This window comes from Phyllobacterium sp. CL33Tsu (assembly GCF_900113985.1).
GTDB classification, from domain to species: Bacteria; Pseudomonadota; Alphaproteobacteria; order Rhizobiales; family Rhizobiaceae; genus Phyllobacterium; species Phyllobacterium pellucidum.
The window spans coordinates 196,858-221,795 of sequence record NZ_FORJ01000004.1; the positions used below are offsets into that span (position 1 = coordinate 196,858).

The window sequence follows — 24,938 nt, forward strand, 5'->3', positions numbered from 1 at the left end:
CGACCATGGCAGGCGGCATCCGGCACAACGTCTCCGACGACGAACTTCAGGAAAACCACGAAATCAACGTGACGCCATTCATCGACGTCATGCTGGTGCTCCTGATCATCTTCATGGTCGCGGCGCCGCTCGCGACAGTAGACATCAATGTCGACCTGCCGGCCTCGACGGCGACGCCGGCGCCTCGTCCAGACCAGCCGGTCTATCTGACTTTGAAGGACGATAAATCCATAGCCATCGGCAACGACACGATGACGCGTGACTCCCTCGGCCAGTTCCTCGACCAGAAGACGACAGGCAACAAGGAGACTCGAATCTTCCTGCGCGCCGATAAGGCGGTCGACTACGGTTCACTCATGGACCTGATGAACGCGCTGCGGGACCATGGTTACCTCAAGATTGCGTTGGTGGGACTTGAAAGCGCACCTCTGGCTCCCAAAGGTGAAAGCGCACAGTGATGTCCAACGGTCCTGCCACCGCCGGGGGAGGGGGCTCGCGTCTCGATTGGCGCGAAGTTGGTCTCTGGTCGGCAGCCGGACTGGTCGTTGTCGCGCTGCACGCGGGCGGAGCCTGGTATTTGCAAAGCCGGCAAAGTGTTGAACCCGCAGGCGATATCGCGAACGCCATCATCATCGACATGGAGCCACTGCCTGCGCCGATCGTGCCTGAGCCGGTTGCACCGGACGCGCAACCAATCGACCCCGAGCCAACAGAGCCCGAGGCGGTCGAGCAGGAGGCTGTATCACCCGAAGCTCTACCCGAAGTCCAGCCGGAACCGGAAGAGCAGGTAACGCCGGTTGAAAAGGCAGAGCCCGTAGAGGAGGTGACGCCCGAACCGGTGCAGGAAAAGGCCGAGGAAGTCGTGGAACTTCCCAATGTCGACGTGCCTTTACCCGTCGTCCGCCCAGAGCCGGAAAAGCCTGACACGCCAAAGAAGGAGAAGGCCGTCCGCAGGCCGGAACCGAAGACGGCGGTTGCAAGGACAGAGGCTGAAACGCCCCGTCAGGCAGTGCAGCAGCCGCAGCCAGCAGCTTCGAGCGCAACGTCGGCGCGGCAGGCGGAAAAGTGGAGCTCACGGGTCCAAGCTTACCTTATCCGCCGCACCCGCAGCGCCCGCACATCAGGCGAGGGAACGGTTCGCGTCAGCTTTACCGTCACGCGGGACGGCGATATTGTTTCCGCCCGCATCGTTGGCAGTTCTGGCAATCCGACGCTCGACCAGGGCGTTCTCGATGCCGTACGCCGGGCATCACCAGTACCATCCGCTCCCGCCGATGTCACAGTATCGCGCCAAAGCTTCACCGTACCGTTTCTGATCCGCTAACCGCGCACGATCATTTCCGCAGCCTTTTCCGCAATCATGATTGTCGGCGAATTGGTATTGCCTGAGGTGATTGTCGGCATGATCGATGCGTCCACCACTCGCAGCCCCTTGATGCCACGGACCCGCAATTGCGGATCGACCACCGAGGCTTCATCCGCGCCCATCCGGCACGTCCCGACCGGGTGGAAGATTGTCGTGCCGACCGCACCGGCAGCGTCAATCAATTCGTTTTCCGTCTGATAGGAGGGTCCGGGCTTGAATTCCTCCGGCTGAAACCGCTGCAACGGTTTCTGCGCCACGATGTTACGGGTGATGCGGATCGAATCGGCAGCCACATGGCGATCGCCCGGCGTCATCAGGTAGTTGGGCCGAATGGCGGGCTGCATCCGGTGGTCCGGCGACTTCACGTGCACGGTCCCTCGGCTTTCGGGGCGGAGATTGCATACACTTGCGGTGAAAGCCGGAAATGCGTGTACGTTCTCACCGAACTTCTCCAACGAAAGGGGCTGCACGTGATATTGCAAGTTGGGCGTGTCAAAAGACGGATCCGAACGCGTGAACACGCCAAGCTGGCTTGGCGCCATGGACATGGGGCCTGACTGTCTCAGCAGATATTCCAGCGCAATCGAAGCTTTGCCGAGCAAGCGGTTGGCTTTCTCGTTGAGTGTCGGAATCCCCGTCACCTTGTAGGCGCAGCGCAACTGCAAATGATCCTGCAGGTTTTCGCCCACGCTACGCCGATTGAGCACCGTCTCGATACCAGCCGCCTGAAGGGTTTCGCCCCGTCCGATGCCGGAAAGCTCCAGAATATGCGGGGAGCCTACCGCGCCCGCGGCGAGAATGACTTCGCGGCGGCAATCCACGACCCTGGCCGCGCCCTCCTGATCGAACTCGACGCCTTTGACTTTGAGCCCATCGAGAACCAGTCTGCGCACATGCGCGCCGGTCGCCACGGTAAGGTTCGGCCGCTTGAGGGCAGGGCGCAAAAATGCCTTCGCGGTATTCCACCGGATACCGCGTTTCTGGTTCACCTTGAAATAGGATGACCCTTCATTGTTGCCTCGATTAAAATCGTCGGTGCGCGGAATGCCCGCCGCCTCAGCGGCGTCGCGAAACGCATCGAGAATATCCCAATGGAGGCGCGCTTCCTCGACCCGCCACTCGCCTCCGGCACCATGGAATTCATCAGCGCCCCGATAATAGTCTTCCGACTTCTTGAAATAGGGCAGCACGTCGTCCCAGCCCCAGCCGGTGCACCCGTCCTGCCGCCAAAGATCGTAATCGCGCGCCTGTCCGCGCATGTAGATCATGCCGTTGATCGAGGAGCAGCCGCCAAGGACCTTTCCGCGCGGATAGTTCAATATCCGTCCATTAAGGCCCGGTTCTGCTTCAGTTGAGAAACACCAATCCGTCCGGGGGTTGGAAATGCAGTAAAGGTAGCCAACCGGAATATGTATCCAGGGGTAATTGTCCTTACCGCCGGCCTCGAGGAGTAGAACCGAAACGTTGCGATCTGCCGACAGGCGATTGGCGAGCGTACAACCCGCCGTTCCCGCACCGACGATGATGTAATCATAGGTTCCGTACATTCTGATCAGTTCTCGGGTTTGCTCGCAAGCATCCTGCCGAGGCGCGAGGCATAGAGTTCGCCAATGATGCCGCGGCGGAAAACGAGGACGCAAACCATGAAGATGATGCCGGTGATGACCGTCACCGGAAACTCGGAGGTCGCAAGGTAGTTCTCCAGCGTCGCGATGAGTGCGGCGCCGAAGATAGGCCCGACGAGAGTACCAATGCCACCCAGCAATGTCATAAGCACAACTTCACCAGACATTTGCCAGCTTACATCCGTCAGTGTTGCGAACTGGAAGACAATAGCCTTGAGACCACCGGCAAGGCCTGTCAACGCCGCGGACATAACAAAGGCGGCGAGCTTGTAGCGCGAGACCGAATAGCCGAGCGATATGGCGCGGTTTTCATTTTCGCGGACGGATTTGAGGATCATGCCGAAGGGCGAATTGATGATGCGCCAGATGATCAACATCCCAATCAGAAACACGCCAAGCACGAAGAAATACATGTTGAGCGGTTGTTCGAGATCGATGAACCCGAAGAGATACCCTCGTGGCACTCCCTGAATGCCGTCTTCGCCGTGGGTGAACGACGCCTGCAAACAGAAGAAGGCAAACATCTGCGCCATCGCGAGTGTAATCATCGTCGAGTAGATGCCCTGGCGGCGGATTGCAAGAAAGCCGATGACGAGGCCGAGGGCGGTCGCACCGGCGACACCGGTGAGAATGCCGAGCTCCGGTGAAAAGCCCCATTCCTTGACCGCGTGGGCGGTAAAATAGGCCGCGCCGCCAAAAAATGCTGCGTGGCCAAAGGAAAGGATGCCGGTATAGCCGAGGAGCAAATTGAATGCACAGGCGAAGAGCGCGAAACAGAGGACCTTCATCAGGAACACGGGGTAGACATGAAACGGCGCAAATACCAAAAGAGCCACGCCGATCAGTATCAGGACCGTTTCCCGGTTGAGGCGCGCCTTCGGTGCGGATAGGGCAGCTTCGCTCATCTCACGCTTCCTTACCGAACAGCCCCGCAGGGCGCACAAGCAGCACGATTGCCATGATGACGAAGATGACGATGCTCGATGCTTCGGGATAGAAGACCTTCGTCAACCCTTCAAAAATGCCAAGCATATAACCGGTCACGATCGCCCCGAGTATCGACCCCATGCCCCCGACCACCACCACCGCGAAAACGATGATGATGATGTTCGATCCCATCAGCGGGCTGACCTGATAGATCGGCGCCGCGAGGATTCCCGCGAGCCCGGCGAGTGCGGCCCCAAGGCCATAAGTAAACGTGAGCAGCAAAGGCACATTGATGCCAAAGGCCCGGACAAGCGTCGGATTCTCCGTCGCTGCGCGCAAGTACGCGCCAAGGCGGGTCTTCTCGATCAGGAGCCAGGTGCCGAGACAGACGACGAGCGATGCGATGACCACCCACGCACGATATTTCGGCAGGAACATGAAGCCGAGGTTGACGCCGCCAGCCAGGGCATTCGGCACCGCATAAGGCTGTCCGGCGGCACCAAAATAATAGCGGAAGGTGCCTTCGATCACGAGCGCGAGGCCGAACGTGAACAACAGGCCATAGAGATGGTCGAGATTATATAGGCGCGACAGGGCAACCCGCTCGATGAAGGCCCCCGCGAGGCCGACGGCCAGGGGCGCAAGGATCAACGCCGGCCAGTAGCCGATGCCAAGCTTGGCCAGGAGCAGGTAGCCGATGAAAGCACCCAGCATATATTGGGCGCCATGAGCGAAATTGATGACGCGAAGCAGCCCGAAAATGATCGCAAGGCCGAGGCTCAACATGGCATAAAAAGAGCCATTGATTAGTCCGATCAGCAATTGCCCGAGGAACGCCTGGAGAGGAACGCCGAATATCATGGTCATCGTCAGACTCCCAAAGCTTCGTTGAGCATCGACATACGGCCGGTAAGTTCGCTGACATGGAAGTTGTCGATGATCCTGCCATGGTCGACCACGTAGAATCGGTCGGCCACCTTGCTGGCAAAACGAAAATTCTGCTCCACAAGAAGGATCGTCATGCCGCGCTGCTTGAGCGTTACCAGAACCTCTCCGATGCGCTGTACGATGACCGGCGCGAGGCCTTCTGTCGGCTCGTCCAGGAGCAACAGTTTGACGCCGGTCCGCAGGATGCGGGCAATCGCCAGCATTTGCTGTTCGCCGCCGGAAAGTTTAGTGCCGGGGCTGTTGCGCCGCTCCTTGAGGTTGGGGAAGAGTTCATAGATCTCGTTGATCGACATCCCGCCCTTGGCAACCACAGGCGGAAGGTTCAGATTCTCTTCGACGGAAAGCGTGGCAAAGATGCCGCGCTCTTCCGGTACGAAGCCAATGCCGGCATGGGCGGTGCGATGCAGCGGCACGCGCATCATATCCTTGCCATCGAACGTGATGGTGCCGGTGCGCTTGCGAATGATACCCATGATGGAGCGGAGCGTCGTTGTCTTGCCGACGCCGTTGCGCCCAAGCAACGTGACCGTTTCGCCTTCGTTGATATCGAGATCGACGCCATGGAGAGCATGGCCTTCGCCATACCAGGCATTGAGATCGCGCACGGCCAGAAGCGGCTTAGTCATGTTCGGTCCCCATATAGGCCACGCGGACACGCTCGTCTTGACTGACGGTGCGATAATCACCGGACGTCAGAATCTCGCCTCGCTGTAGAACGGTTACCTGATGACAAAGGTCGGCGACCACCTTGAGATTATGTTCGACCATTAGGATGGCGCGATCCTTGGCCACCTCGCGAATAATGTCCGAAACTGTATGAACATCTTCGTGCCCCATGCCGGCCATCGGCTCGTCGAGCAGGAGGACCTTGGGGTCAAGCGCTAGCGTCGTGGCAATTTCGAGCACGCGCTTGCGGCCATAGGAGAGATCCGCTGCCAGGCTGTTGCGGGCGTCCGTAAGGCCGACGGCCTCTATCAATTCCAGCGCTCTATCGTTCAGTCGGTTGAGCGATGTCATCGGCAGCCAGAATTGCGTCGACAGGCCGCTGGGCCGTTGCAGCGCGACGCGGACATTATCAAGCACGGTCAGATGCGGAAAAACGGCGGAGATTTGAAACGAGCGCACGAGCCCCATGCGCGCGACCTTGGCAGGGTTGGTCTTTGTTATGTCGTTGCCAAGCAGCGTGATCGTCCCGCTCGATGGTTGCAAGAATTTGGTGAGAAGGTTGAAAACCGTCGTCTTGCCCGCGCCATTCGGCCCAATCAGCGCGTGCACGCGCGCATGGTGAACGTCGAGATCGACATTGTTTACGGCGATGAAGCCGCCAAAGTCGCGACGCAGGCCACGCGCCGACAGGACAACCGACGGTCCTTGTCGTTGGTCAGCGAGGGGAGAGGAGGTTCCTCTCCCGCCCGCCGTATTGGTCTGGGTTGCGGTCATGCGTTATTTGACCAGCGGGCAGCCGCTCTCTTCCGGCTTGATGTATGCTTCGGCTCCCGGAACGGTTGCAAGTACCTTGTAGTAGTCCCAGGGCGCCTTGCTCTCATCCGGCTTCTTGACCTCCATCAGGTAGACGTCGCTGAAGAGGCGCCCGTTCGGTCCGACCTTTGCGCCTCGGCCAAAGACGTCATCAACCGGCATTTCATGCATCGCGGCCGCCACCTTTTCCGTGTCGTCTGTGCCAGCCTTCTGAATAGCCTTCAAATATTGCGTTACGCCCGAATAGGTCGCGGCCTGGATCATGTTTGGCATACGGCCGGTCCGCTTGAAGAATTTCTGGCCGAACTCACGCGATTGATCGTCGCGGTCCCAATAGAAGCTCTCCGTCAGCGTCAGCCCCTGTGCGGCTTCAAGACCGAGACCGTGTACTTCGGCAAGGGTGAAGAGAAGCGCCGCTAGGCGCTGACCTCCGGAAACGATGCCGAATTCAGCCGCCTGCTTAATGGCATTGGCCGTATCAAGACCGGCATTGGCAAGACCGATGACCTTTGCGCCCGAGGATTGTGCCTGCAAAAGGAAGGACGAGTAATCGGTCGTCGCCAAGGGGTGGCGCACAGAGCCGACAATCTTGCCGCCCTTTGACGTTACGAACTTGCTCGTCTGTTCTTCCAGCGAATAGCCAAAGGCATAGTCGGCGGTGAGAAAGAACCAGGTATCGCCGCCCTGCGCCACGAGGGCGCCACCAGTACCGACAGCAAGCGCGTGCGTATCATAGGCCCAATGGAATCCATAAGGCGAGCATTGCTTGCCTGTGAGTTCCGCAGTCGCTGCCCCGGTTACGAGATCGATTTTCTTCTTTTCCTTGGAGATGCCCTGCACGGCCAGCGCCACCGAGGAGGTGGTCAGCTCCATGATCGTATCGACCTGCTCGGTGTCATACCATTGGCGCGCGATATTGGAGGCAATGTCAGGCTTGTTTTGATGGTCTGCGGAAATGACTTCGATCGGTACGTCGAGCACCTTGCCGCCAAAATCTTCGGCCGCCATCTTTGCGGCCTCGAACGACCACTTGCCGCCAAAATCAGCGTAAACGCCCGACTGGTCGTTAAGGATACCGATCTTGACCTTGCCGTCCGATATCTCGGCGCTAGCCGCGGGAATGACTGTTGCGGCCATCAGAGCTGCTGTTGCAATTGCCAAAAGTCTCATTCGTAACTCCTCCCAAAGATTGTACGCTCACAGGATCATCGGGTGATGGACTGCTGCGCGCCGAATGGTTCAATGAAAATGCCCAGGGAATACGCGCGGATTGTTCCGCGTTCCTTGGTTCTGGTTCCTCCTCAATCCGCCCGTTGGGGCGGACAAAATTCGTCTTATGATTGCCTTGTTTCTCCCGACCGGCAACCACGCGTTTGAAAAAACTGTAACATTGACAAATAGGTACACAAACACCTATTTTTGCACAGAATAAGTACGAAAATGTACAGACCATAAAGGGCCGTTTTTGCGCCAGTTCACTTGGGACGATCTCCAATATTTCCTTGCCGTCGCCCGCACCGGTCAATTGACGACGGCCGCGCGCCGTCTGCGCACCAATCATGTGACGGTTTCGCGGCGGATCGACAGGCTAGAGGAATCGCTGTCTGCGCGATTATTCGAACGCAATCCTCGCGGCTATGTGCTGACGGCGCTCGGAGAAAAACTTGTCGAGTCGGCCGAGATCATGGAACGGGAAGCCGACCGCTTTCAAAACGAAGCCTCGGAGGGGACGGTTTCGCTGACCGGGGTTGTCCGCCTCAGCATCCTGGAAGGGTTTGCCAACTTCTTCCTGGCCGATCGCATGCCGCGCATGGCGCAGTCCTATCCTGGACTTTCCATTGAAATGGTAACCATCCAGCAGATCGTGTCGCTGTCGCGCCGCGATGCAGACCTGTCGATCACGCTTCATGCGACACGAACCGGGCCATATTTCCAGGAAAAGCTGACGCCTTATCGACTGTTCATTTATGGATCGCGCGATTATCTAGCGCGCCATTCGCCAATCGGCGAGCAATCGGACCTCTCCAACCATCGCTTTATCGGTTATATCGAGGACATGATCTTCACGCCGGGCCTCGATTACATGCGCGAGATCCTGCCTGGTCTCCATCCAGCCTATCAAAGCTCGAGTATTTTTGCGCAACTCAGCGCCACCCGTTCGGGCTTCGGGCTCTGCATCCTGCCATACTTCATCGCATGCAAATATCCCGAGCTGGTGCCGGTCCTGCCAAAAGACCTGCACCTCAACCGGGACTATTGGATGATCTGCCACGAGGATATCGTCAGCACGCCCCGCATCCGCGCCTTGGGCGATTTCATAAAGTCCGAGGTGAAAACGCAATCCAGCGTTTTTGCCGGGGAGCGGCTTCTCGGCTGATCAGGAAAACCGCGCCGGCGACAATTTCGGCAGGAGCGGTTCAAGTTCGGCTTCGGGCGCGTCACCGCGAATGAGCGCTGCCGCCAAAGCCGACAGGGCAGGGGACGTCTGAATTCCATAGCCCCCTTGTCCGGCAAGCCAGAAAAAACCTTCGACGTCAGCGTCAAAGCCGGCGACGGGCGTGCGGTCGGGCGCGAAAGTCCGCAAACCCGCCCAACTATGCTCGACGCGCGTGACTGGAACGGTCACCGCCTGTTCGAAACGGTAGAGACCTTCCGCGAGCACCATGTCATCGGCAAAAGCGTCGTGCGGATCAACTGGTGTTTCATCGCAGGGCGAAACGAACATCCGTCCGCCGTCCGGCTTCATATACCAGGCTTCGTTCACGTCATCCACCAGGGGCCAACCGCGGGTGTCGTGGTTTTCGGGTGCGGGCAGCACTGCGATGCTGCGGCGCAACGGCGTCAGGCCAAGCGGCCTTGCACCAAAAAGCGCAGCCGTCAGATCTGCCCATGCGCCCGAGGCATTGACGATCGTTTGCGCCACGAACGTCTTGCCGCCGGCTTGAACGTGCCATTCGTCGCCGATGCGCTCCGCCCCGGTGACCTCGGACCTGGTATGGATTTCAACTCCGAGAGATGCAGCCTTGCGCAACCAGCCCTGATGCAGTGCATTGACGTCGATATCCCAGGCATCGGCCTGATAGCACGCTGCAGCAATATGGTCTGCGTTGAGTATCGGCACCATTTCAACGGCACGATCGACAGAAATGATCTCGACACCGACACTGGTGCGCGCAAAGTTTTCAAGATCGGCAATGCTCGCCGCATCGGCCACGGTCAGGCAACCGCGCGGCGTAAGCAACGGCTGCGGGAAGAGGCTCGTGTCGCGATTTTCGAACAGCGGGGCACTCACCTTATTAAGGCCCCGGATAACGTCATTGCCATAGTTGGGTAGAAAGATTGCCGCCGACCGGCCGGTGGAATGATAGCCCGGTTGATCCTCACGCTCGATCACGGTTACGCGATGCGTCGAAGCCAGGGCAGCGGCAACGCCAATACCGGCGATCCCCGCGCCAATGACAAGAACATCAGTTTTGATTGTGTCGGTCATGCTGATCCCAAATCTTCAAGGTAGGTATTGTCGGCTATGGATGCTGAAAACGCGCCGCGGTCAATATCCGCAAACATCATGCTTTCCGCGTCCTCCGGGCCTTCCGCAAGCAGACCGCCATCGGGCGCAGCGATACGCGAGCGGCCGGCAAATGTGAAGCGGCCATCATTCCCAAAATGATTGACGTAGGCGACGAAAATCTGGTTCTCGAAAGCGCGCACCTGGATCATGTGGTCGGTGATGAACGTGCCCGACGGTCCCCTCGGGAGCGCTGTCGGCACGAGCACCGCATCTGCGCCGGCGAGCGCCAACCTGCGGACATTTTCCGGAAACTCGACATCGTAGCAGATGAGCAGTCCCAACTTGAGACGTCCCAACTCGACGATACAATTGTCGGGGTTTCCGGGTTTAAACAGGCTGCGCTCATAGGGTCCGTAAAGATGCGATTTGCGATAGATGGCGGGCTTGCCATCCCCATTGACGAATGCCGCGCTGTTGAAGACGTGAGCACCATCGCGTTCGGCAAATCCAGCGATAATGGCCACTCCGCTTTCCGTGGAAATCTTCTGAAGCCTTTTGACCTGGCTGCCGGTTGCCGGTTCCGCGAGGCTCTTGATTATATCCCCAGCGCCATAGCCGGTGACGCACAATTCAGGTGTGACCAGCAGGTCGGCACCGCCTTGCCCGGCCTCCTGCGCGGCTTGTTCGATCCGGGCAAGATTGGTGTCCACGTCACCGGGAGCCGACTGCATCTGCAATGCCGCGATCCGCATCATTTCTCCTCCGAAGCCATGGCGCCCAGCAGTTTCGGCAAGTCGCCGAATTTGGCCACCAGCGAGAAAATCACTGCCGCTGTCGCGACGAACAGGATCGTCACCGAAGCCATGGTCGGCGTATAGCCATAGCGCAAGGCGTTGAAGATTTTGATCGGCAACGTTTCGAGGGTAAAACCAACCGTCATATAGGCAACGATATATTCGTTCAGCGACAGGACGAACGCGAATGCATAGCCGGATACCAGGTAGGGGCGGATCAGGGGCAGGACGACTGTGCGGAATATCGTCCGGTCGTCGGCGCCCATCGTGGCGGCCGCCTCGACGAGTGACCGGTCGATAGCGGAAAAGCCGAGCGAGAGGGTCACAAGCGGCAGCGTGACGAAGAAGATCGCATGGCCGATGACCGCGGTCCACGCCTGACCGTAGAAGCCGGTGGTTGCCCAGAACGTCAGGAAACCGAGCGCGGTAATGACAGGGGGCAGCGTGAAGGGCGCTATTCCAAGAACCTGGAAAATATTCGCCCACGGCGCGATGCGCCGCCACAGGAACCATGAGAGGGGGAGGGCGATCAGCACCGCAAGGGCTGCCGAGGTGGTCGCAAGAATAACCGAGGCCACGAGCGCGCTGCGCCACTCAGGATTGATGAATATCTGGCCATACCAGCTCAGCGAAAATCCTTGCGGCGGGAATGCAAGCGTCTGCTTGGCATTGACGGATACTCCGGCAACAACGATGAGCGGCATCGCCAGAAAGAGGCCTATCAGCACGAAATAGAGGCGGCGCAGCGCGCTGGTCATGCCTTTTCTCCCTTACGGCCAACGAGCAGGGTGAGCGCGACGAGCCCAAGCGTCACGAGAACGAGGAACACGGCCATTGCCGCCGCAAAGGGCATGTTCGACTGGTAGATCGCCTGGTCGGTAATAAGGACCGAAAGGGTCCAGTGCTGCGGACGACCCAGGATCTGCGGCAGCAGGTAGGAGCCAAGCGCAAAGATGAATACCATGATCAGCGTTGCCATGATTGTATTGCGCAGCGCAGGCACAAGCACATTGAAGAAGGCGCGCACCGGCGAAGACCCAAGCGTTCGTGCTGCTTCCATCAAGGTGGGATCAAGGCGCACGATCGCCGGATAGAGAACGAGGATCGTATAGGGCAAGGCCTGGTAGATCATTCCGGTGAGCACGGCGCCGAAACTCGGGAACAAGGCGACAGGCTGGTTGAGCAAGCCAACTGCGACGAGGAGATTGCTGAGCCCACCCGTCCGCGACAGGAGCGTCGACCACGCAAAACCGATGATGACCTCTGAAAGAGACAGTATCGAAAGCAGCGCGACCAGCCAAAAGACCTGTAGACGACGCGAAAGCCGCGAGAGCAGATAAGTGAACGGCAGGGCCAGAACGACGCAACAGATGGCGACGGTAACGGCGAGCATCAGGGAGAAGCTGAGGACCCCGCCGAAGAAAGGCGTCAGGAACCGCTCATAATTGGAAAGCACGAACGCCGGCGTATAGAAGCCGCCCTCCTGACGCTGGAAGAAGCTGACCGTGATCATGGTGCCGAACGGAACGACGAAGAAAATGAGTAGCATGCCCGCCGGAAAGAATAGCGGGCCGTAATCGGCGATGGATTGGGGCCGTTCCCGCTTCATTGCTTGAGCACCACGCATACATCCGGCGAAAGCGTTATGCCCACCTTCTGGCCGGCGGCGACGTCGGGCCGTTCGCGCGGCGTGGAGACGGCGATGATCTGCTGTCCGCCCGCGTCGACGAAGGTTTCGATCGTGCCGCCGAGATCGCGAACGAAGGTCACCGTACCGTCGATCGCTCCGCTGCCGGGAGCTGTCAGATGCACGTCTTCAGGACGCACCGATATCGTTGCACGCTGCGTGCCCGCCGGCAGGGCCAGACCTTGCACACGGTGTCCGAAGATCGTAGCCGCTCCCGAACTATCGGCGGCGGTCTCGATCAGATTGGTTGATCCGATGAAATCGGCGACGAACGTATCGGCAGGTTTGCGATAGATCTCGACGGGGGAGGCGGCCTGCCTGATGTGTCCGCCGTTCATGACGACGACCGTATCGGCCATGGTCATGGCTTCGCGCTGGTCGTGGGTAACGACAATGGTGGTGATGCCAAGTTTCTGCTGCAACTGGCGCAGCTCCACCTGCATCGCCTCACGCAGCTTGGCGTCGAGCGCCGACAGCGGCTCGTCGAGCAGGAACAGGCGCGGCGACAGCGCGAGCGCCCGTGCGATCGCGACGCGCTGGCGCTGGCCACCCGAGAGCTTCGAGACGGGACGGTCTCCATAACCAGGCAGATGGATGAGAGACAGCAATTCATCGACGCGCTTCGTCTGTTCCTCGCGCGGCTTGCCGCGGATGCGAAGCGGATAGGCAATGTTTTCCCCGACAGTCAGATGCGGGAAAAGCGCGAGCGATTGAAACACCATCCCGAGATTGCGCTTATGGGTTGGAACGTTCGTGATGTCGGCCCCGTCGAGGAGAATGGCGCCATTGGTCGGGTCCTCAAGGCCGGCAATCATGCGCAGCAAGGTCGTCTTGCCGCAACCTGAAGGCCCGAGCAGGCACACGAACGTGCCATGCGGAACCGAAAGACGCACGTTCTCGACCGCGGCGAATGTCCCAAACCGCTTGGTGACATCGTTCAATACCAATCCGGACATCTGCCCCTCATTATCTCGATTGTTAAGCACCACCCTTCTGGCGAAGGGTGGTGCCTTTGTCTATTCAGCCGACGATGAGTTCGGTCCACTTCTGGTTCAGCCAATCCGACTTGGTGGTGTACAGATCGTAACGGGGGATGATCGGCTCGATATCGGACGAAACAGCGGCAAACTCCTTCTCGTTGAGATCGAGCAATTCCCGCTTGACGGTCGGGGATGTGCCGACCTTTCGTGAAAGGGTCGCCTGGATCGCCGGCTGGCTCATATAGTCGATGAAGGCATGGGCTTCATCCACCTTCTTCGAGGCGCGCGACAGCGCCCAGCAGCCGGAGTCCTGAACGCCGCCTTCCTTGGGGAAGGTCGAGCGAACCGGGTGTCCTTCGGACGCAGCAAGTCCGGTGACGTCGTGATAGTACTGGCCCATCGGAATTTCGCCCGACTTCAGCGACTGCTCGAACTGGGCCTCGTCGCGGTACCACAGGCGCACATTCGGTTTAACTTCGGCGAGCTTGTCGAAGGCTTTCAAAAGCCCTTCCTCAGTGTCGAGCGCGTTTGTGCCACCGAAGTACGTCTTTGCTGTGATTTCCAGCAGGAACGAGTTGGAGACGAGGGCGAGAAGTCCGAGCTTGTCCGCGTTCGCCTTGTCCCAGAACGCGGCCCAGGTCGTCGGCGCTTCCTTATAGACGTCCGTGTTGGTCACGAGCGTGATGTACCAGGAAACCGCGCCGATGCCGGCAACGCCGCCATCCGGATATTTGTTGATGAAACGGTCGAGCAGATTCTTCGAATTCGGGATCTTCGCCATGTCGAGTGGGGTCCAGAGCTTCGTGGTCTGCCCCTTGAGCATCGCGACCTGCGACATCATCGAAACGTCGGCGGGTGCCGCGCCGGCCTTCGCCGCCTGTTCAAGTTGCACGAGCCAGGCCTCGCCAGTCGGCTCGGCAACAGACTCAACGGCGATACCGGTCGCCTTGGTGAACTCGGGAAAAATGTTCTTGTCGAACGAGTCCTTGAAGTAGCCGCCATAGACGCCGACCTTCAGCGACTTGTCTTGCGCCCGCAAGATCGACGGCATCGCCAAGGTACCCGCCGCCATTGCGCCGGTGGCGAGCACCACGCGGCGACTGACACCTTTTTGCAGAATATTGCTCATCATCATTCTCCTTATTTTTGCAGCCAGTACTGGCGATTTCCCACTCTTCTTATCTAGATGCGCAGCTTGCCATTCAGTGTTGGCGAGCAGCGCGAAGCTCCAATGTCTTTGTATAGCGCGTCAGCGGATAGCACAGAACAAAATAGATCAGCGCGACCAGGCCATAGACGGTGAAGGGTTCGAACGTCGCGTTGTTGATCGCATTGGAGGTGCGCACCAGTTCCTCGAACCCGATGATCGACGTCAGTGCCGTGCTCTTGATCAACTGCACGAGAAACCCGACAGTCGGCGCACGCGTGATGGCGAATGCTTGCGGCAGAATGATCAGTCGCAGCTGGGCCACATAATGCAGGCCGAGACTGCTACCCGCGTCCCATTGGCCTGTCGGTAGCGACTGGACACCGCCGCGCCAGATCTCGGCAAGAAAGGCGCTCGCGCAAAGCGTCAGTCCCAGAACCGCGGCTGTCCATGCCTCGATGCGCAGGCCAAGCAGCGGCAGCCCGAAAAACAGCAGGAAAAGCTGCATCAGCAGCGGCGTTCCCTGGAAGAGGCCGATGTAATATTCCGCGGCGCGCCGCAGCCAGCGCCGCTTCGAAATGCGCAGCAGCAAGATAGCTAAGCCCGCAATCGAGCCGCCGATAAAGGCGACAACTGACAGGAGAATGGTCCAGCGGGCAGCGAGAAGCAGGTTGCGCAATATGTCCCAGAAGGTGAACTCGATCATGCCATACCCCCCGCAATCGCGCGCCTTCCGGCAGCAAAGAGCAGTCTGCGCAGACCGATGCTCATCGCGAGGTAAACCAGCGTCACCACGAAATAGGTTTCGAACGCGCGGAAAGTGCGTGCCTGCAGCATGTCGGCCTCGTAGGTCAATTCACGTACAGCAATCTGCGACACCACAGCGGATTCCAGCATCATGATGATGATCTGGCTGGTCAGTGCCGGGAAGATGACTTTCAGCGCCTGCGGCAGGACGATCTTGACAAAAACCAGCCATGGCTGGAGGCCGAGCGCCGCCGCCGCTTCCCGCTGCCCTTTTGGAACGGCGTCAAGGCCCGCGCCGACGATCTCCGTCGTATAGGCCGTCATGTTCAAAGTCATGGCGAGCATGGCCGAAACGACCGGGTCAAGCCGGATGCCGAGCCGCGGCAAGCCAAAGAAGATGAAGAACAACTGCACGAGAAAGGGCGTGTTGCGCACGATTTCGACGTAAGCGGCAATTGCCTTGCGCAATATCGCATGACGGCTGCGCTTGGCGGCCGCCCCGAAGATGCTCAAGGTTACGCCTGCCACAGACGTCACGACGATCAGAAAGATCGTCATGGCGGCGCCACTGGCAATCATGCCAATGGCGCCATAGAGCCAGCCGAAATCGAGCGCGTAGCCCACCGTCAATCCTTGAGGTTTTCGGGATTGAGCGGCGTTTTGAGCCAGGCTTCCGAGCTCTTGTTGAGGCTGCCGTCCGAGAGCATCTTGGCGACCGTGTCATTGATCGTCTGCTTCAGGCGATCTTCCTTCTTGTTGAGCGCGATGTGCGAGGGAGAGGTCAAAAGCTGGAACTTTTGCTCAGGTGCCAGTGCTTCCTGGCGGGCGAGAACCTGCGCGCCCACATCGTTGCCGACAACCATGAGTTCGGTCTGGCCCGAGATGAAGGCCTGAATGACGGCATTGTAATTGTCGAAGCGCTTGATGTCGGCCGAGGCAGGAGCCGCTTCGGTCAGCGACGTATCTTCGAGCGTGCCGCGGTTGACGGCAATGGTCTTGCCGGCAAGTCCATCCTTGTCTTTCACCTCGACCGCCTTCGGACCGATGACGGCGATGTAGTAGGGAGCATAGGCGGCGGCAAAATCAATGACTTGTTCGCGCTCCTTGCTGTAGCCGACGCTCATCAACAGATCGACACGGTGTTCGGTGAGATAGGGAATGCGGTTCTGTCCAGTCACCGCGACCGCATTGAGCTTCACTTTGAGCGCATCTGCAATCGCCTGCGCGACGTCCATGTCATAGCCCTTGAGCGACATGTCCGCGCTCGCCGACGAAAAGGGCGGGAAGTCGGCGAAGACGCCGATGTTGACGACGCCCGCCTTGGTGATGTCGTCGACTGCATCAGCCTTGGCCGCTTGTGTGGCAAGGCCGAAACCGGCACTGCCGATGAGCAGCAGCGCCGCAAATGATGATCGCAGCTTGGTGTGAATTGTCATCGTATTCCCCTTCATTGTTGTTGTTGTGGTCTTCCAAAATCGCCGAGGCGCCACTCGGCGCCTCGTTCTCGATACTGTCGTCGTCAGCGCTTTCCTTGGACGAACGGGCTGAACACCATGAGCGACAGGATCTCGAAAAGTACCTGTGCGCCGGCATGCGCGGTGTTGGTTGTCGCATCGTATTGGGGAGCCACCTCGACGACATCGCCGCCGACAAGGTTGAGCCCTTTTAGCCCGCGCAGGAGTTCGAGAACTTCGCGGGTCGTCAGGCCACCGACTTCCGGCGTGCCGGTTCCCGGCGCGAAACTTGGATCGAGGCTGTCCACATCGAAGGACAGGTAGGTCGGTCCATCGCCGACGATTGCCTTTGCCTTTTCGATAATCGCCTGGATGCCGAGACCGCTTACCTCTTCGGCATGAATGACAGTCATGCCGGATTCGTACGAAAACTCCCACAGATATTCGGCCGAACCGCGAATGCCGATCTGGATGGTTCGGCTCGGATCGAGCACACCATCGAGAACCGCGTTGCGGAAGGGGCCGCCGTGATGGAACTTGGTCTGGTCGAAGGCGCCACCCGTATCGCAATGGGCATCGATGTGGATCATTCCAACCGGGCGGTCCTTGCCGACTGCCTTAAGGATCGGATGGGTAATCGAATGGTCGCCGCCGATGGAAAGCGGAACCACGCCGGCATCAACAATCTGGTTGATCCGCCGCTCGATATCGACATGGCTCTGTTCGAGGCGGTAGCGGCTGGCAAATGGCACGTCGCCGATATCGGCCACGCGCAGATCAAAGACCGGCGAGCATTCGAGCACATGATTATAGGGACCGATGCGCTCGATTGTTCGCAAAGCGCGGGGACCAAAGCGCGATCCGGTGCGGTTGGTAACACCGAGATCCATCGGTACGCCTACCATGGCCACCTGCAAATTGCCGAAATCGGGATTTGCTGCGTCGACCGGCATGTGCGGCGCGGCCAGAAAGGTCGGAACGCCCGCATAGGGTGCAAGACGCGTACCGCTCTTGGAGAAAATCTTGTCCGCGACTTTGCGGAATTTTGCGTCGAACAGCTCGCCGCCGTGGCTTTCACCATATTTGGCCCGCAGTTCGTCGAGTTTGTCCTTGTCCCATGATGCCATGATCGTGTCCCATAGTCTTCATGCTCGGGGCGATCGGCGCGGATTCGCTTTGTCGATTTCAGGATATCCGCTGGTCTGTGTTCCCCGGGCATTTTGCCTCTTTCAATGCATTATCGATCTAAACCAGATGGAAAAGCAATTGACATTGTTATAGCATGGCCTGTGAAAATATCTCACATGACTTTCCTGCGGTAGAGCGCTAATGGAGTTCTATGACGCCTGGTCGCCTGCCCCCGCTCAACCCACTGCGCGCCTTCGAGGCGGCGGCGCGGCATGGGTCTGTTACGGCGGCAGCGCGGGAGTTGAACGTTACCCACGGCGCGATCAGCCACCAGATCAAAGCATTGGAGACAATGCTCGACGTCCAGTTGTTCGAGCGCGGTGCGCAGCGGCTGAAATTGACCTCGCAAGGCGCACTGCTTTTGCCGACGGTCTCGAAGGCTTTCGAAGATATTGCCGCGACGACGGCGCTGATCAAGCGGCCGACCACAAGCGGCGAACTGACAGTGACCTGCGTTCCCGCATTGCTCTCGCTGTGGTTGATACCGCGTATGAACCAGTTCACGGAGCAGTATCCAGACATAAGACTGACGCTGATCGCGTCGAACGATTCCGATCATCTGTTTTCGTCGGACGTGGATGTCTGCGTGCTCTATGGCCATGGGAGCTGGACCGACTGCTGGTCCCGCCTGTGGACTACGCTCAAACTTTTTCCCGTAGCGAGCCCGACACTCCTCAACATGCGTCCGCTCCGATCCGTGCGTGATCTGCGCAATCATGTTCTCCTGCATGGCGATGACGGGCGCGAGTGGAATACCTGGCTTGCTGCTGCCGACGCCACCGAGCATGCGCGGGGCGCGCAGCATTTCATGAGCGATGCGCGCCTGTCGACCGAGGCCGCGGTCTACGGGCAGGGGGTGGCGCTCGGCGATACGATCACCGCAAGCACGCTCATTGCCAAGGGCGAACTCATCGTGCCTTTCGACCTCACAGTTCCGGCCAACAACGCTTTTTATGTCGCCTGTCGCAACGAGGTTCGCAACGCCCCGATCGTCAAGGTGTTTATCGATTGGCTCTTCGCTTCGCTGGAGCAAGATACCATCACCGAACCGCAAACATCAGCCCGCCGGATTATCCGCCGCCGCAGCGGCAAGGTGAGCGCGCCGGAGCGACTGGTCGAATTACCCATTCCGGCAACCCGCCCGCGACGCCCCGAGCGCTCGCAGAAGCGGCGGGCCAAACTTGATACACGATAGGAACGACCATGCCAGTTGCCCCACTCAACCTGCTCATAACGCGTCTCTCGCCCCCGCCAATTCCAGCCGTGCAGTCCTGGGGCAAGTCCTATGACGGCGCCCTTGGGCCGCTGATCGATCTCTCGCAGGCGGTTCCCGGCTATCCGCCGCACCCTGCCATGCTGCAATGGCTCGGCGAGGCAGCCGCATCCCTTGCTTATACCAATTACGGCGCGATCGAAGGCGAGCCTGCGCTCCGTGACGCTTACGCCGCGCATGTGGCAGAGCTTTATGGCGCCAGAATTGGGGCCGAGAATATTCATATCACCTCCGGCTGCAATCAGGCCTTCATGTGCGCTGCCTTGGCGGTGGCCGCGGCGGGCGACACCATTTTGGTGAGCAACCCCTATTACTTCAATCACGAGACGACGCTGGCGATGCTCGGCATCAAAACGGAACTTGTCGCGTGCCATGCGAGCGAAGGCTTCGTGCCGACGGTCGAAGCCCTCATCGACGCAATCGTACCCGGCGTCCGCGCACTCGCGCTGGTGACCCCAAACAACCCGACCGGCGCGATCTATCCGCCCGACCGGCTAAAATCCCTCTTCGACGCGTGCAAGCGCAACGGCATCTGGCTCATCCTCGACGAAACCTACCGCGACTTTCTTCCGGAGCACTATGGCGCACCGCATGCGCTCCTTCGCGAAGAGCATTGGCCGGACCACCTGATCCAGCTCTACAGTTTTTCAAAATCGTTCTGCATCCCTGGCCACCGTCTTGGCGCCGTTACGGCAAGCCCGCGCGTCGTCGAGGAAATCGCCAAGATCATGGACAATCTGCAAATCTGCGCGCCGCGGGCGGCGCAGGGTGCGGTCGCACAGGCATTGCCGGCACTTGCGGAATGGCGGGCCGGCAATCGCCACGAAATCGAAGTGCGCTCGCAGGCCTTGCGCGATGTCATGGCCGGGCTCGACGAGTGGAAGCTTGAGGCGATCGGCGCTTACTTTGCCTTCGTGCGCCATCCATTCCAAGGCAGATCATCAACCGAAGTCGCCGAGCATCTCGCAAAGCGGGTCGGCATCCTTGCTATTCCCGGACAGTATTTCGGCGAAGGGCAGGATCAATTCCTGCGCTTCGCCTTTGCCAATGCCAATGCGGCGACGATCGGCCAGTTGCACGGCAGAATGCATGGCTTCAACATCTGACGCACCTGCAAACCGTCGCTGATGCCTAGTAACCCTTAGCCGCTCCGGAAGCAGCGCGGCTATCCATGGCGCCGTTATACCGCGCTCCGCCGCCTTCTTCGATTTGCGAAAGACTGGCGCCGCCGACGAGGATACCGGCGGCCTCACCCCAGATGGTCCAGTCCTTGTCGATATTGACATCGTGACCCATCTCCACCAGCAACTTGCGCGTATCCGACGAGAGGGCATAAGGCTCCATGTAGACGCGATCCGGCAGCCATTGGTGGTGGATACGCGGGGCGTCGATCGCCTCCTGAATATTCATGCCGTGGTCGATGACGTTGACAATTGCCTCCAGCGTGATCGTGATGATGCGGGCGCCCCCTGGACTGCCGATCACCATGAATGGCTTGCCGTCCTTAGAGACGATGGTCGGGCTCATCGAGGAAAGCGGCGTCTTCTTCGGTTCGATTGCATTGGCTTCGCCTTGTACGAGCCCGTAAAGGTTGGGCGAACCCGGCTTCGAGGTAAAATCATCCATCTCGTTGTTGAGCAGAACACCCGTACCCGGCGCCATCACCCCGGCACCGAAAGAGCCGTTGAGCGTATAGGTGACGGCAACGGCATTGCCTTCGTCATCGACGATGGAGTAGTGCGTGGTTTCCTTGCTTTCGCCGAAGCCTTTCGGCATCAACTTCTGCGAGACACCGGCCTTGAACGGGCTGATCTTATCGCGGATTTCCTCGGCATATTTCTTGTCCAGCAGTTTGCTGACAGGGTTGTCGACAAAGTCGGGATCGCCAAGTGTCGTATTGCGGTCGACATAGGCATAGCGCATGGCCTCGACCATAGTATGCACGGTTTCCGCCGAACCATAGCCGAGATAGCCGAGCGGATATCCTTCGAGAATATTGAGTATCTCGCAGATGATTACCCCGCCCGAGCTTGGCGGAGGCGAGGATACGATGTCATAGCCGCGATAGTTGCATTTGACCGGCTCGAGTTCTCGCACGCTGTACTGCTCGAAATCGGCTTTCGCCAGAACACCGCCACCCGCCTCGCTCGCTTTGACGATGGCATCCGCGGTTGCTCCCTTGTAGAACGCGTCAGGGCCCTTTTCGGAAATGGCGGAGAGCGTAGCAGCGAGATCAGACTGGATCAGTGTTTCGCCGATGGAATAGGTCTTTCCGTCGGGCTTCAGGAAGACAGCGGCCGCCGTCTTGTCCTTGGCAAGGGTCTCGGCACCGTCCTGCAGCGACGCGACGTCACCCTGATCGAGTTCGAAGCCGTCACGGGCAAAGCGAATCGCGGGACCGATCAATTCTTCACGCGGCTTGGTGCCGTATTTGGCACGGGCCGTTTCGAAGCCCATCACCGAGCCGGGCACGCCGATGGCGAGATAGCCATCGGTGCTTGCCCCTTTCACAATATTCCCCTTGTCATCGAGATACATCGTGCGCTTCGCAGCGAGTGGTGCGCGTTCGCGAAAATCGAGGAATGCCGTCTTGCCGTCCTTCATACGGATGGTCATGAAGCCACCACCGCCAATATTGCCTGCGGTCGGATAGACCACCGCCAGCGCATAGCCGACCGCGACCGCCGCATCGACGGCATTGCCGCCGTTCTTCAGCACTTCCACTCCGACGTCGGAAGCGAGATGTTGTGCGGTTACGACCATGCCGTGCTCGGCCTTCACGGGCTCGGGCGAAGCGGCCGAGGCGCCGGTCGTCCCCGCAGCTGCCAGTACCCCGCTGAGCGTGAGAGCGCTCGCCATCGTTAAGCGATAGTCCATGATCATTCCTCCCAAAGATCGTGACAAGAGGAGAGATAATGGAGGCAGCCCGAGCGACGTGTCCAGCAAAAGTATAGTACTTCCTGCTTATGCGTCCTGATCAAGTTCGGGATAGTGGCGAAATATGCCGGATTCATTGAAATCGAGGCGACGGTCCGATTCAAGATATCGGCTGATGTTGGGGCGCTTCTGCACCATGTCGTGCACGGCGGCAACGGCAGGGTAGTCTTTGGCAAGCTTTCGCGTCGCGCGCGGGAAAGCGTAACGCAGGCCCTCGAAAACCTGGAACAGCGAAAGGTCGACATAAGTGAGACTGCCGCCCACCGCGTGCCCACTTCCGGCTGGATTTTGCTTCAGCACGCGTTCGAAATAGCCGAGGAACTTGGGTATCCGATGCTCGATGAAATCAGCGGAGCGATGCTTGGCCGCCTCCTTCTGGTCCTCGTAATACGCGTTGGTCGAGAGCGGATGGTGCGTGTCATGCACCTCGGCGACGAAATCTGTGATGGTAAGTTGCATCCCGTTTGCCACAAAGCGCAACGATTCATCTTGCGGCGCAAGACCGAGCTTTGGCCCGAGATAGAGAAGGATGTTGGCAACGTGCGAGACAATCAAGTCACCGTCTTTCAGGAATGGCGGCGCGAAAGGGATATGCGGCTCGGTCCGGCTTTTGAGAAATCGCATCATGGCCGCCATGCCATCAGACTGGCGTGCCACATCGATGTAGTCAGCGGCGGCTTCCTCGAGAGCGAGACGAATGAACTCGCCGCGTCCCTGCAGACCATCCCAATAATAAAGCTCATACGCCATGCTCACCTCCTGCCTCCGCTATCGTTCCGAGTCGCAAGCCAAGCATGCGATTATGGCAGCAATTCCTTTGAGCCTTGCGAGAATGCAATTGACTTCACTGATCGGCGAGCAAAAGCTTTTGCGGCCAGCATTGTCGTGAAACGGTCAAGCAGCGGCCCTATCATCGCAAGTACCCTACAACCGCGAGAACTGAAAATGAGCCTCCCCATAATTTCATCCGTCGGCTTCTGCACTTATACGAGCGAGGGGGGCGATTTCAGCACGCTTGAAGGGTCGATCCGTACAATCGCCGACCTCGGCGCCACCGCTGCCGAGCTCTCGCTTTACGGTGAGGAAATCGTCGCCGGCGGTCGTATTATCCCAAGCCGCGCCGAGCGCCTGGTGCAAATCACCAAGCAGTTCGATCTGCATTACAGCGTCCACGGCCAGATCGTATCCAACTTCATGGACAGGGAGCACCTCGCCGAGCAGAAAGCCGTCGTCCGCGCCATGCTTGAACTATGCAACCGCATCGAGGCGGGCGTGCTGGTTCAACATTCCGGCCAGGCGAAGATGCAAGCGGCCACCCGCAACCGTGCGCTCGATGCGATGGAGCGCGACGCGCTCGCCGAGATGGCGGAAGTCGCCGGCCACTATGGCGTGCGCATCGCGCTCGAAAACATCTTCGCCCTAAGCGACAACGAATATCGCCAGACGCCTTCGCAAGTTGGAGAAACGGTCAGGTCCGTTGACAGCCCGCATGTCTGTGCGCTTATCGATTTCAGCCACGCCTATATCGAATGCACGCGCCTCGGCCTCGACTGGCGCGCGGAGATCAAGGCCATGGCGCCCGTCACCGGCCACCTGCACGTGCATGCCCCTACACCATGACGAAGTTTTATCATCCGGCGGAGGCGACAGCACTCGGCATCGGTGATCTGCATCTGCCGATCGGCTGGGGCGACATTCCGTGGGAGGAGATCTTTGCAGAACTGACCTTCCTGCCCGATACGATGCTCATCCTCGAAATCACTGAAGACAGGTTCAAGGCTGAACAGGCGGAGAGCCTTGCGCTCGCCAACAAGCTTGCCGCCCTCGTTAACGATCGGCGGCTTGCCGCCTGATGCCTCAACGTATGGTGAAGGGCTCGGATGCGGCATAGGCCGCGTCAGGCACCTTGACCGACAGGAGCTCGATATTTCGCGTGAGGCTTGAGGGTTTCGCCGTTCCGATGAGGACGTTGGCGACAACGGGTTCGCGCAATGGAAATTGAATGGCCGCGGCAGCGAGCGGAATCGCGTTGGCTTTCGCAATATCCTGCATTGCACGAACCCGGCTCAGCACGTCGTCGGATGCCGGGCCATAATCGAAATTTGCGCCCGGAACCGGACCGGTCGCCAATATGCCGGAGTTGAACACACCGCCGATGACCAACGAAATGTTCTGCTTGCGGCAGGCATCCAGAAGACCGCCTTCCGCCGAGCGGTCGAGTAACGAATAGCGCCCAGCAAGCAAAATGCAGTCGATTGGACTGCGGGCGATCACGTCAAGACAGACACCGACCTCGTTGACGCCGAGGCCGTAAGCGGAAATGGCTCCCGACGCCTTGAGTTCTTCCAGCGCCCGCATGCCGCTATCGAGAAGCTGGCGCAAGTAGACGGCATTCTTCTCGGCGCCATGCGTATACGCGCCAATATCGTGAACGTAGAGAATGTCTATCCTGTTCAACCCGAGACGGGCATAGCTGAACTCGAACGAGCGCATGATCCCGTCATAGCTGTAGTCGTAGTCGACCGTGAAGGGCAGGGGATTCACATAGGAATAATCCGGCACCTGATCCTCTGGAACCGGACGAAGCAGGCGCCCAACCTTGGTCGAGAGCACGTAATCTTCGCGCGGCTTGTCGCGCAGGAAATCGCCGGTCCGCCGCTCGGACAGGCCGAACCCATAGAATGGCGCGGTATCGAAATAACGCAGGCCCGCATCCCAGGCAGCCTGCAACGTTTCCATGGCAGCTTCACGGGTGCACTCGCGGTAGAGACCGCCAATCGCCGCGCCGCCAAATCCGAACTCGGTGACGGCGAGCGATGTATTGCCAATTTTGCGGATATCCAAGACGTCCTCCCGAACCATTGATGATCGTTAC

At 59.1% G+C, this 24,938-nt stretch carries 24 protein-coding genes and 1 pseudogene; 6 read left to right on the forward strand and 19 right to left on the reverse strand.

Annotated elements, in window-relative coordinates; genetic code table 11:
* The first annotated feature begins 5 nt into the window (after positions 1-5).
* Both exbD and BM074_RS16010 read left to right on the forward strand, forming a co-directional pair.
* Positions 6-458, forward strand: coding sequence for a TonB system transport protein ExbD (gene exbD, locus BM074_RS16005; protein ID WP_027232164.1), 453 nt, complete (start codon positions 6-8; stop codon positions 456-458).
* Positions 458-1,324, forward strand: coding sequence for a TonB family protein (locus BM074_RS16010; RefSeq protein WP_091923298.1), 867 nt, complete (start codon positions 458-460; stop codon positions 1,322-1,324). Before exbD ends, BM074_RS16010 begins: the two co-directional genes overlap by 1 nt.
* Here the strand turns inward: BM074_RS16010 and BM074_RS16015 are convergent.
* The 6 genes from BM074_RS16015 to BM074_RS16040 are packed head-to-tail and all read right to left on the reverse strand — an operon-like array spanning position 1,321 to position 7,515.
* Complete coding sequence (locus tag BM074_RS16015) at positions 1,321-2,913, reverse strand: GMC family oxidoreductase (protein WP_091923300.1); 1,593 nt, start codon at positions 2,911-2,913, stop codon at positions 1,321-1,323. The two genes, BM074_RS16010 and BM074_RS16015, sit on opposite strands and share 4 nt — an antisense overlap.
* Before the next feature lie 5 nt (positions 2,914-2,918).
* A complete protein-coding gene (locus tag BM074_RS16020) occupies positions 2,919-3,896 on the reverse strand; it encodes a branched-chain amino acid ABC transporter permease (RefSeq protein ID WP_091923302.1) in 978 nt (325 codons plus the stop codon).
* Position 3,897: 1 nt separating this feature from the next.
* Entirely contained in the window at positions 3,898-4,785 is an 888-nt protein-coding gene (locus BM074_RS16025; RefSeq protein WP_027232168.1) for a branched-chain amino acid ABC transporter permease, read from the reverse strand.
* A 2-nt stretch (positions 4,786-4,787) separates the two neighbouring features.
* Positions 4,788-5,492 (reverse strand): ABC transporter ATP-binding protein, encoded by a 705-nt coding sequence (locus BM074_RS16030; RefSeq protein ID WP_091923304.1) that lies wholly within the window; start codon positions 5,490-5,492, stop codon positions 4,788-4,790.
* The gene (locus BM074_RS16035) at positions 5,485-6,306 is read right to left on the reverse strand and encodes an ABC transporter ATP-binding protein (RefSeq protein ID WP_091923306.1); all 822 of its coding nucleotides are present in this window, start codon (positions 6,304-6,306) and stop codon (positions 5,485-5,487) included. Before BM074_RS16035 ends, BM074_RS16030 begins: the two co-directional genes overlap by 8 nt.
* A 3-nt stretch (positions 6,307-6,309) precedes the next feature.
* A complete protein-coding gene (locus tag BM074_RS16040; protein WP_091923308.1) occupies positions 6,310-7,515 on the reverse strand; it encodes an ABC transporter substrate-binding protein in 1,206 nt (401 codons plus the stop codon).
* A gap of 295 nt (positions 7,516-7,810) precedes the next feature.
* Between BM074_RS16040 and BM074_RS16045 the strand changes: the two genes are divergently transcribed.
* A complete protein-coding gene (locus BM074_RS16045) occupies positions 7,811-8,722 on the forward strand; it encodes a LysR family transcriptional regulator (RefSeq protein ID WP_091923310.1) in 912 nt (303 codons plus the stop codon).
* Here the strand turns inward: BM074_RS16045 and BM074_RS16050 are convergent, their stop codons facing one another.
* From BM074_RS16050 to speB, 10 genes are all read right to left on the reverse strand, one after another.
* A complete protein-coding gene (locus BM074_RS16050) occupies positions 8,723-9,835 on the reverse strand; it encodes an NAD(P)/FAD-dependent oxidoreductase (RefSeq protein ID WP_027232173.1) in 1,113 nt (370 codons plus the stop codon).
* Positions 9,832-10,611 (reverse strand): carbon-nitrogen hydrolase family protein, encoded by a 780-nt coding sequence (locus BM074_RS16055; protein ID WP_091923312.1) that lies wholly within the window; start codon positions 10,609-10,611, stop codon positions 9,832-9,834. The genes BM074_RS16050 and BM074_RS16055 overlap by 4 nt, the downstream gene beginning before the upstream one ends.
* Positions 10,608-11,408: an ABC transporter permease gene (locus BM074_RS16060; protein ID WP_091923314.1), complete on the reverse strand. Its 801-nt coding sequence runs from the start codon at positions 11,406-11,408 to the stop codon at positions 10,608-10,610. Before BM074_RS16060 ends, BM074_RS16055 begins: the two co-directional genes overlap by 4 nt.
* Complete coding sequence (locus BM074_RS16065) at positions 11,405-12,259, reverse strand: ABC transporter permease (protein WP_027232176.1); 855 nt, start codon at positions 12,257-12,259, stop codon at positions 11,405-11,407. Before BM074_RS16065 ends, BM074_RS16060 begins: the two co-directional genes overlap by 4 nt.
* A complete protein-coding gene (locus BM074_RS16070; protein ID WP_091923316.1) occupies positions 12,256-13,293 on the reverse strand; it encodes an ABC transporter ATP-binding protein in 1,038 nt (345 codons plus the stop codon). The genes BM074_RS16065 and BM074_RS16070 overlap by 4 nt, the downstream gene beginning before the upstream one ends.
* A gap of 64 nt (positions 13,294-13,357) precedes the next feature.
* Positions 13,358-14,389 carry an ABC transporter substrate-binding protein gene (locus BM074_RS16075; RefSeq protein ID WP_244532915.1) on the reverse strand — a complete coding sequence of 344 codons (1,032 nt, stop codon included), beginning with the start codon at positions 14,387-14,389 and terminating at the stop codon, positions 13,358-13,360.
* Positions 14,390-14,519: 130 nt separating this feature from the next.
* On the reverse strand, positions 14,520-15,170 hold the full coding sequence (locus tag BM074_RS16080; RefSeq protein ID WP_027232179.1) for an amino acid ABC transporter permease: 651 nt from the start codon (positions 15,168-15,170) through the stop codon (positions 14,520-14,522).
* Entirely contained in the window at positions 15,167-15,835 is a 669-nt protein-coding gene (locus tag BM074_RS16085) for an amino acid ABC transporter permease (RefSeq protein WP_162737231.1), read from the reverse strand. The genes BM074_RS16080 and BM074_RS16085 overlap by 4 nt, the downstream gene beginning before the upstream one ends.
* Before the next feature lie 2 nt (positions 15,836-15,837).
* Positions 15,838-16,647 carry a transporter substrate-binding domain-containing protein gene (locus BM074_RS16090; protein WP_091923580.1) on the reverse strand — a complete coding sequence of 270 codons (810 nt, stop codon included), beginning with the start codon at positions 16,645-16,647 and terminating at the stop codon, positions 15,838-15,840.
* A gap of 83 nt (positions 16,648-16,730) precedes the next feature.
* Positions 16,731-17,792: an agmatinase gene (gene speB, locus BM074_RS16095; RefSeq protein ID WP_091923320.1), complete on the reverse strand. Its 1,062-nt coding sequence runs from the start codon at positions 17,790-17,792 to the stop codon at positions 16,731-16,733.
* A gap of 212 nt (positions 17,793-18,004) precedes the next feature.
* On the opposite strand from speB, the gene gcvA reads away from it, so the two are divergent.
* Both gcvA and BM074_RS16105 read left to right on the forward strand, forming a co-directional pair.
* Positions 18,005-19,048 carry a transcriptional regulator GcvA gene (gene gcvA, locus BM074_RS16100; RefSeq protein WP_027232183.1) on the forward strand — a complete coding sequence of 348 codons (1,044 nt, stop codon included), beginning with the start codon at positions 18,005-18,007 and terminating at the stop codon, positions 19,046-19,048.
* A gap of 8 nt (positions 19,049-19,056) precedes the next feature.
* Positions 19,057-20,232, forward strand: coding sequence for an aminotransferase (locus BM074_RS16105; RefSeq protein WP_091923322.1), 1,176 nt, complete (start codon positions 19,057-19,059; stop codon positions 20,230-20,232).
* Positions 20,233-20,257: 25 nt separating this feature from the next.
* Here BM074_RS16105 and ggt read toward each other — a convergent pair whose 3' ends face one another.
* Positions 20,258-21,985 (reverse strand): gamma-glutamyltransferase, encoded by a 1,728-nt coding sequence (gene ggt, locus BM074_RS16110; RefSeq protein ID WP_244532917.1) that lies wholly within the window; start codon positions 21,983-21,985, stop codon positions 20,258-20,260.
* 105 nt (positions 21,986-22,090) lie between these two features.
* Entirely contained in the window at positions 22,091-22,813 is a 723-nt protein-coding gene (locus BM074_RS16115; RefSeq protein WP_091923325.1) for a glutathione S-transferase, read from the reverse strand.
* A gap of 195 nt (positions 22,814-23,008) precedes the next feature.
* On the opposite strand from BM074_RS16115, the pseudogene BM074_RS16120 reads away from it, so the two are divergent.
* Positions 23,009-23,916: pseudogene (locus BM074_RS16120) on the forward strand (sugar phosphate isomerase/epimerase).
* Between the two features lie 4 nt (positions 23,917-23,920).
* Here the strand turns inward: BM074_RS16120 and BM074_RS16125 are convergent.
* A complete protein-coding gene (locus BM074_RS16125; protein ID WP_091923327.1) occupies positions 23,921-24,907 on the reverse strand; it encodes an aldo/keto reductase in 987 nt (328 codons plus the stop codon).
* Positions 24,908-24,938 lie beyond the last annotated feature (31 nt).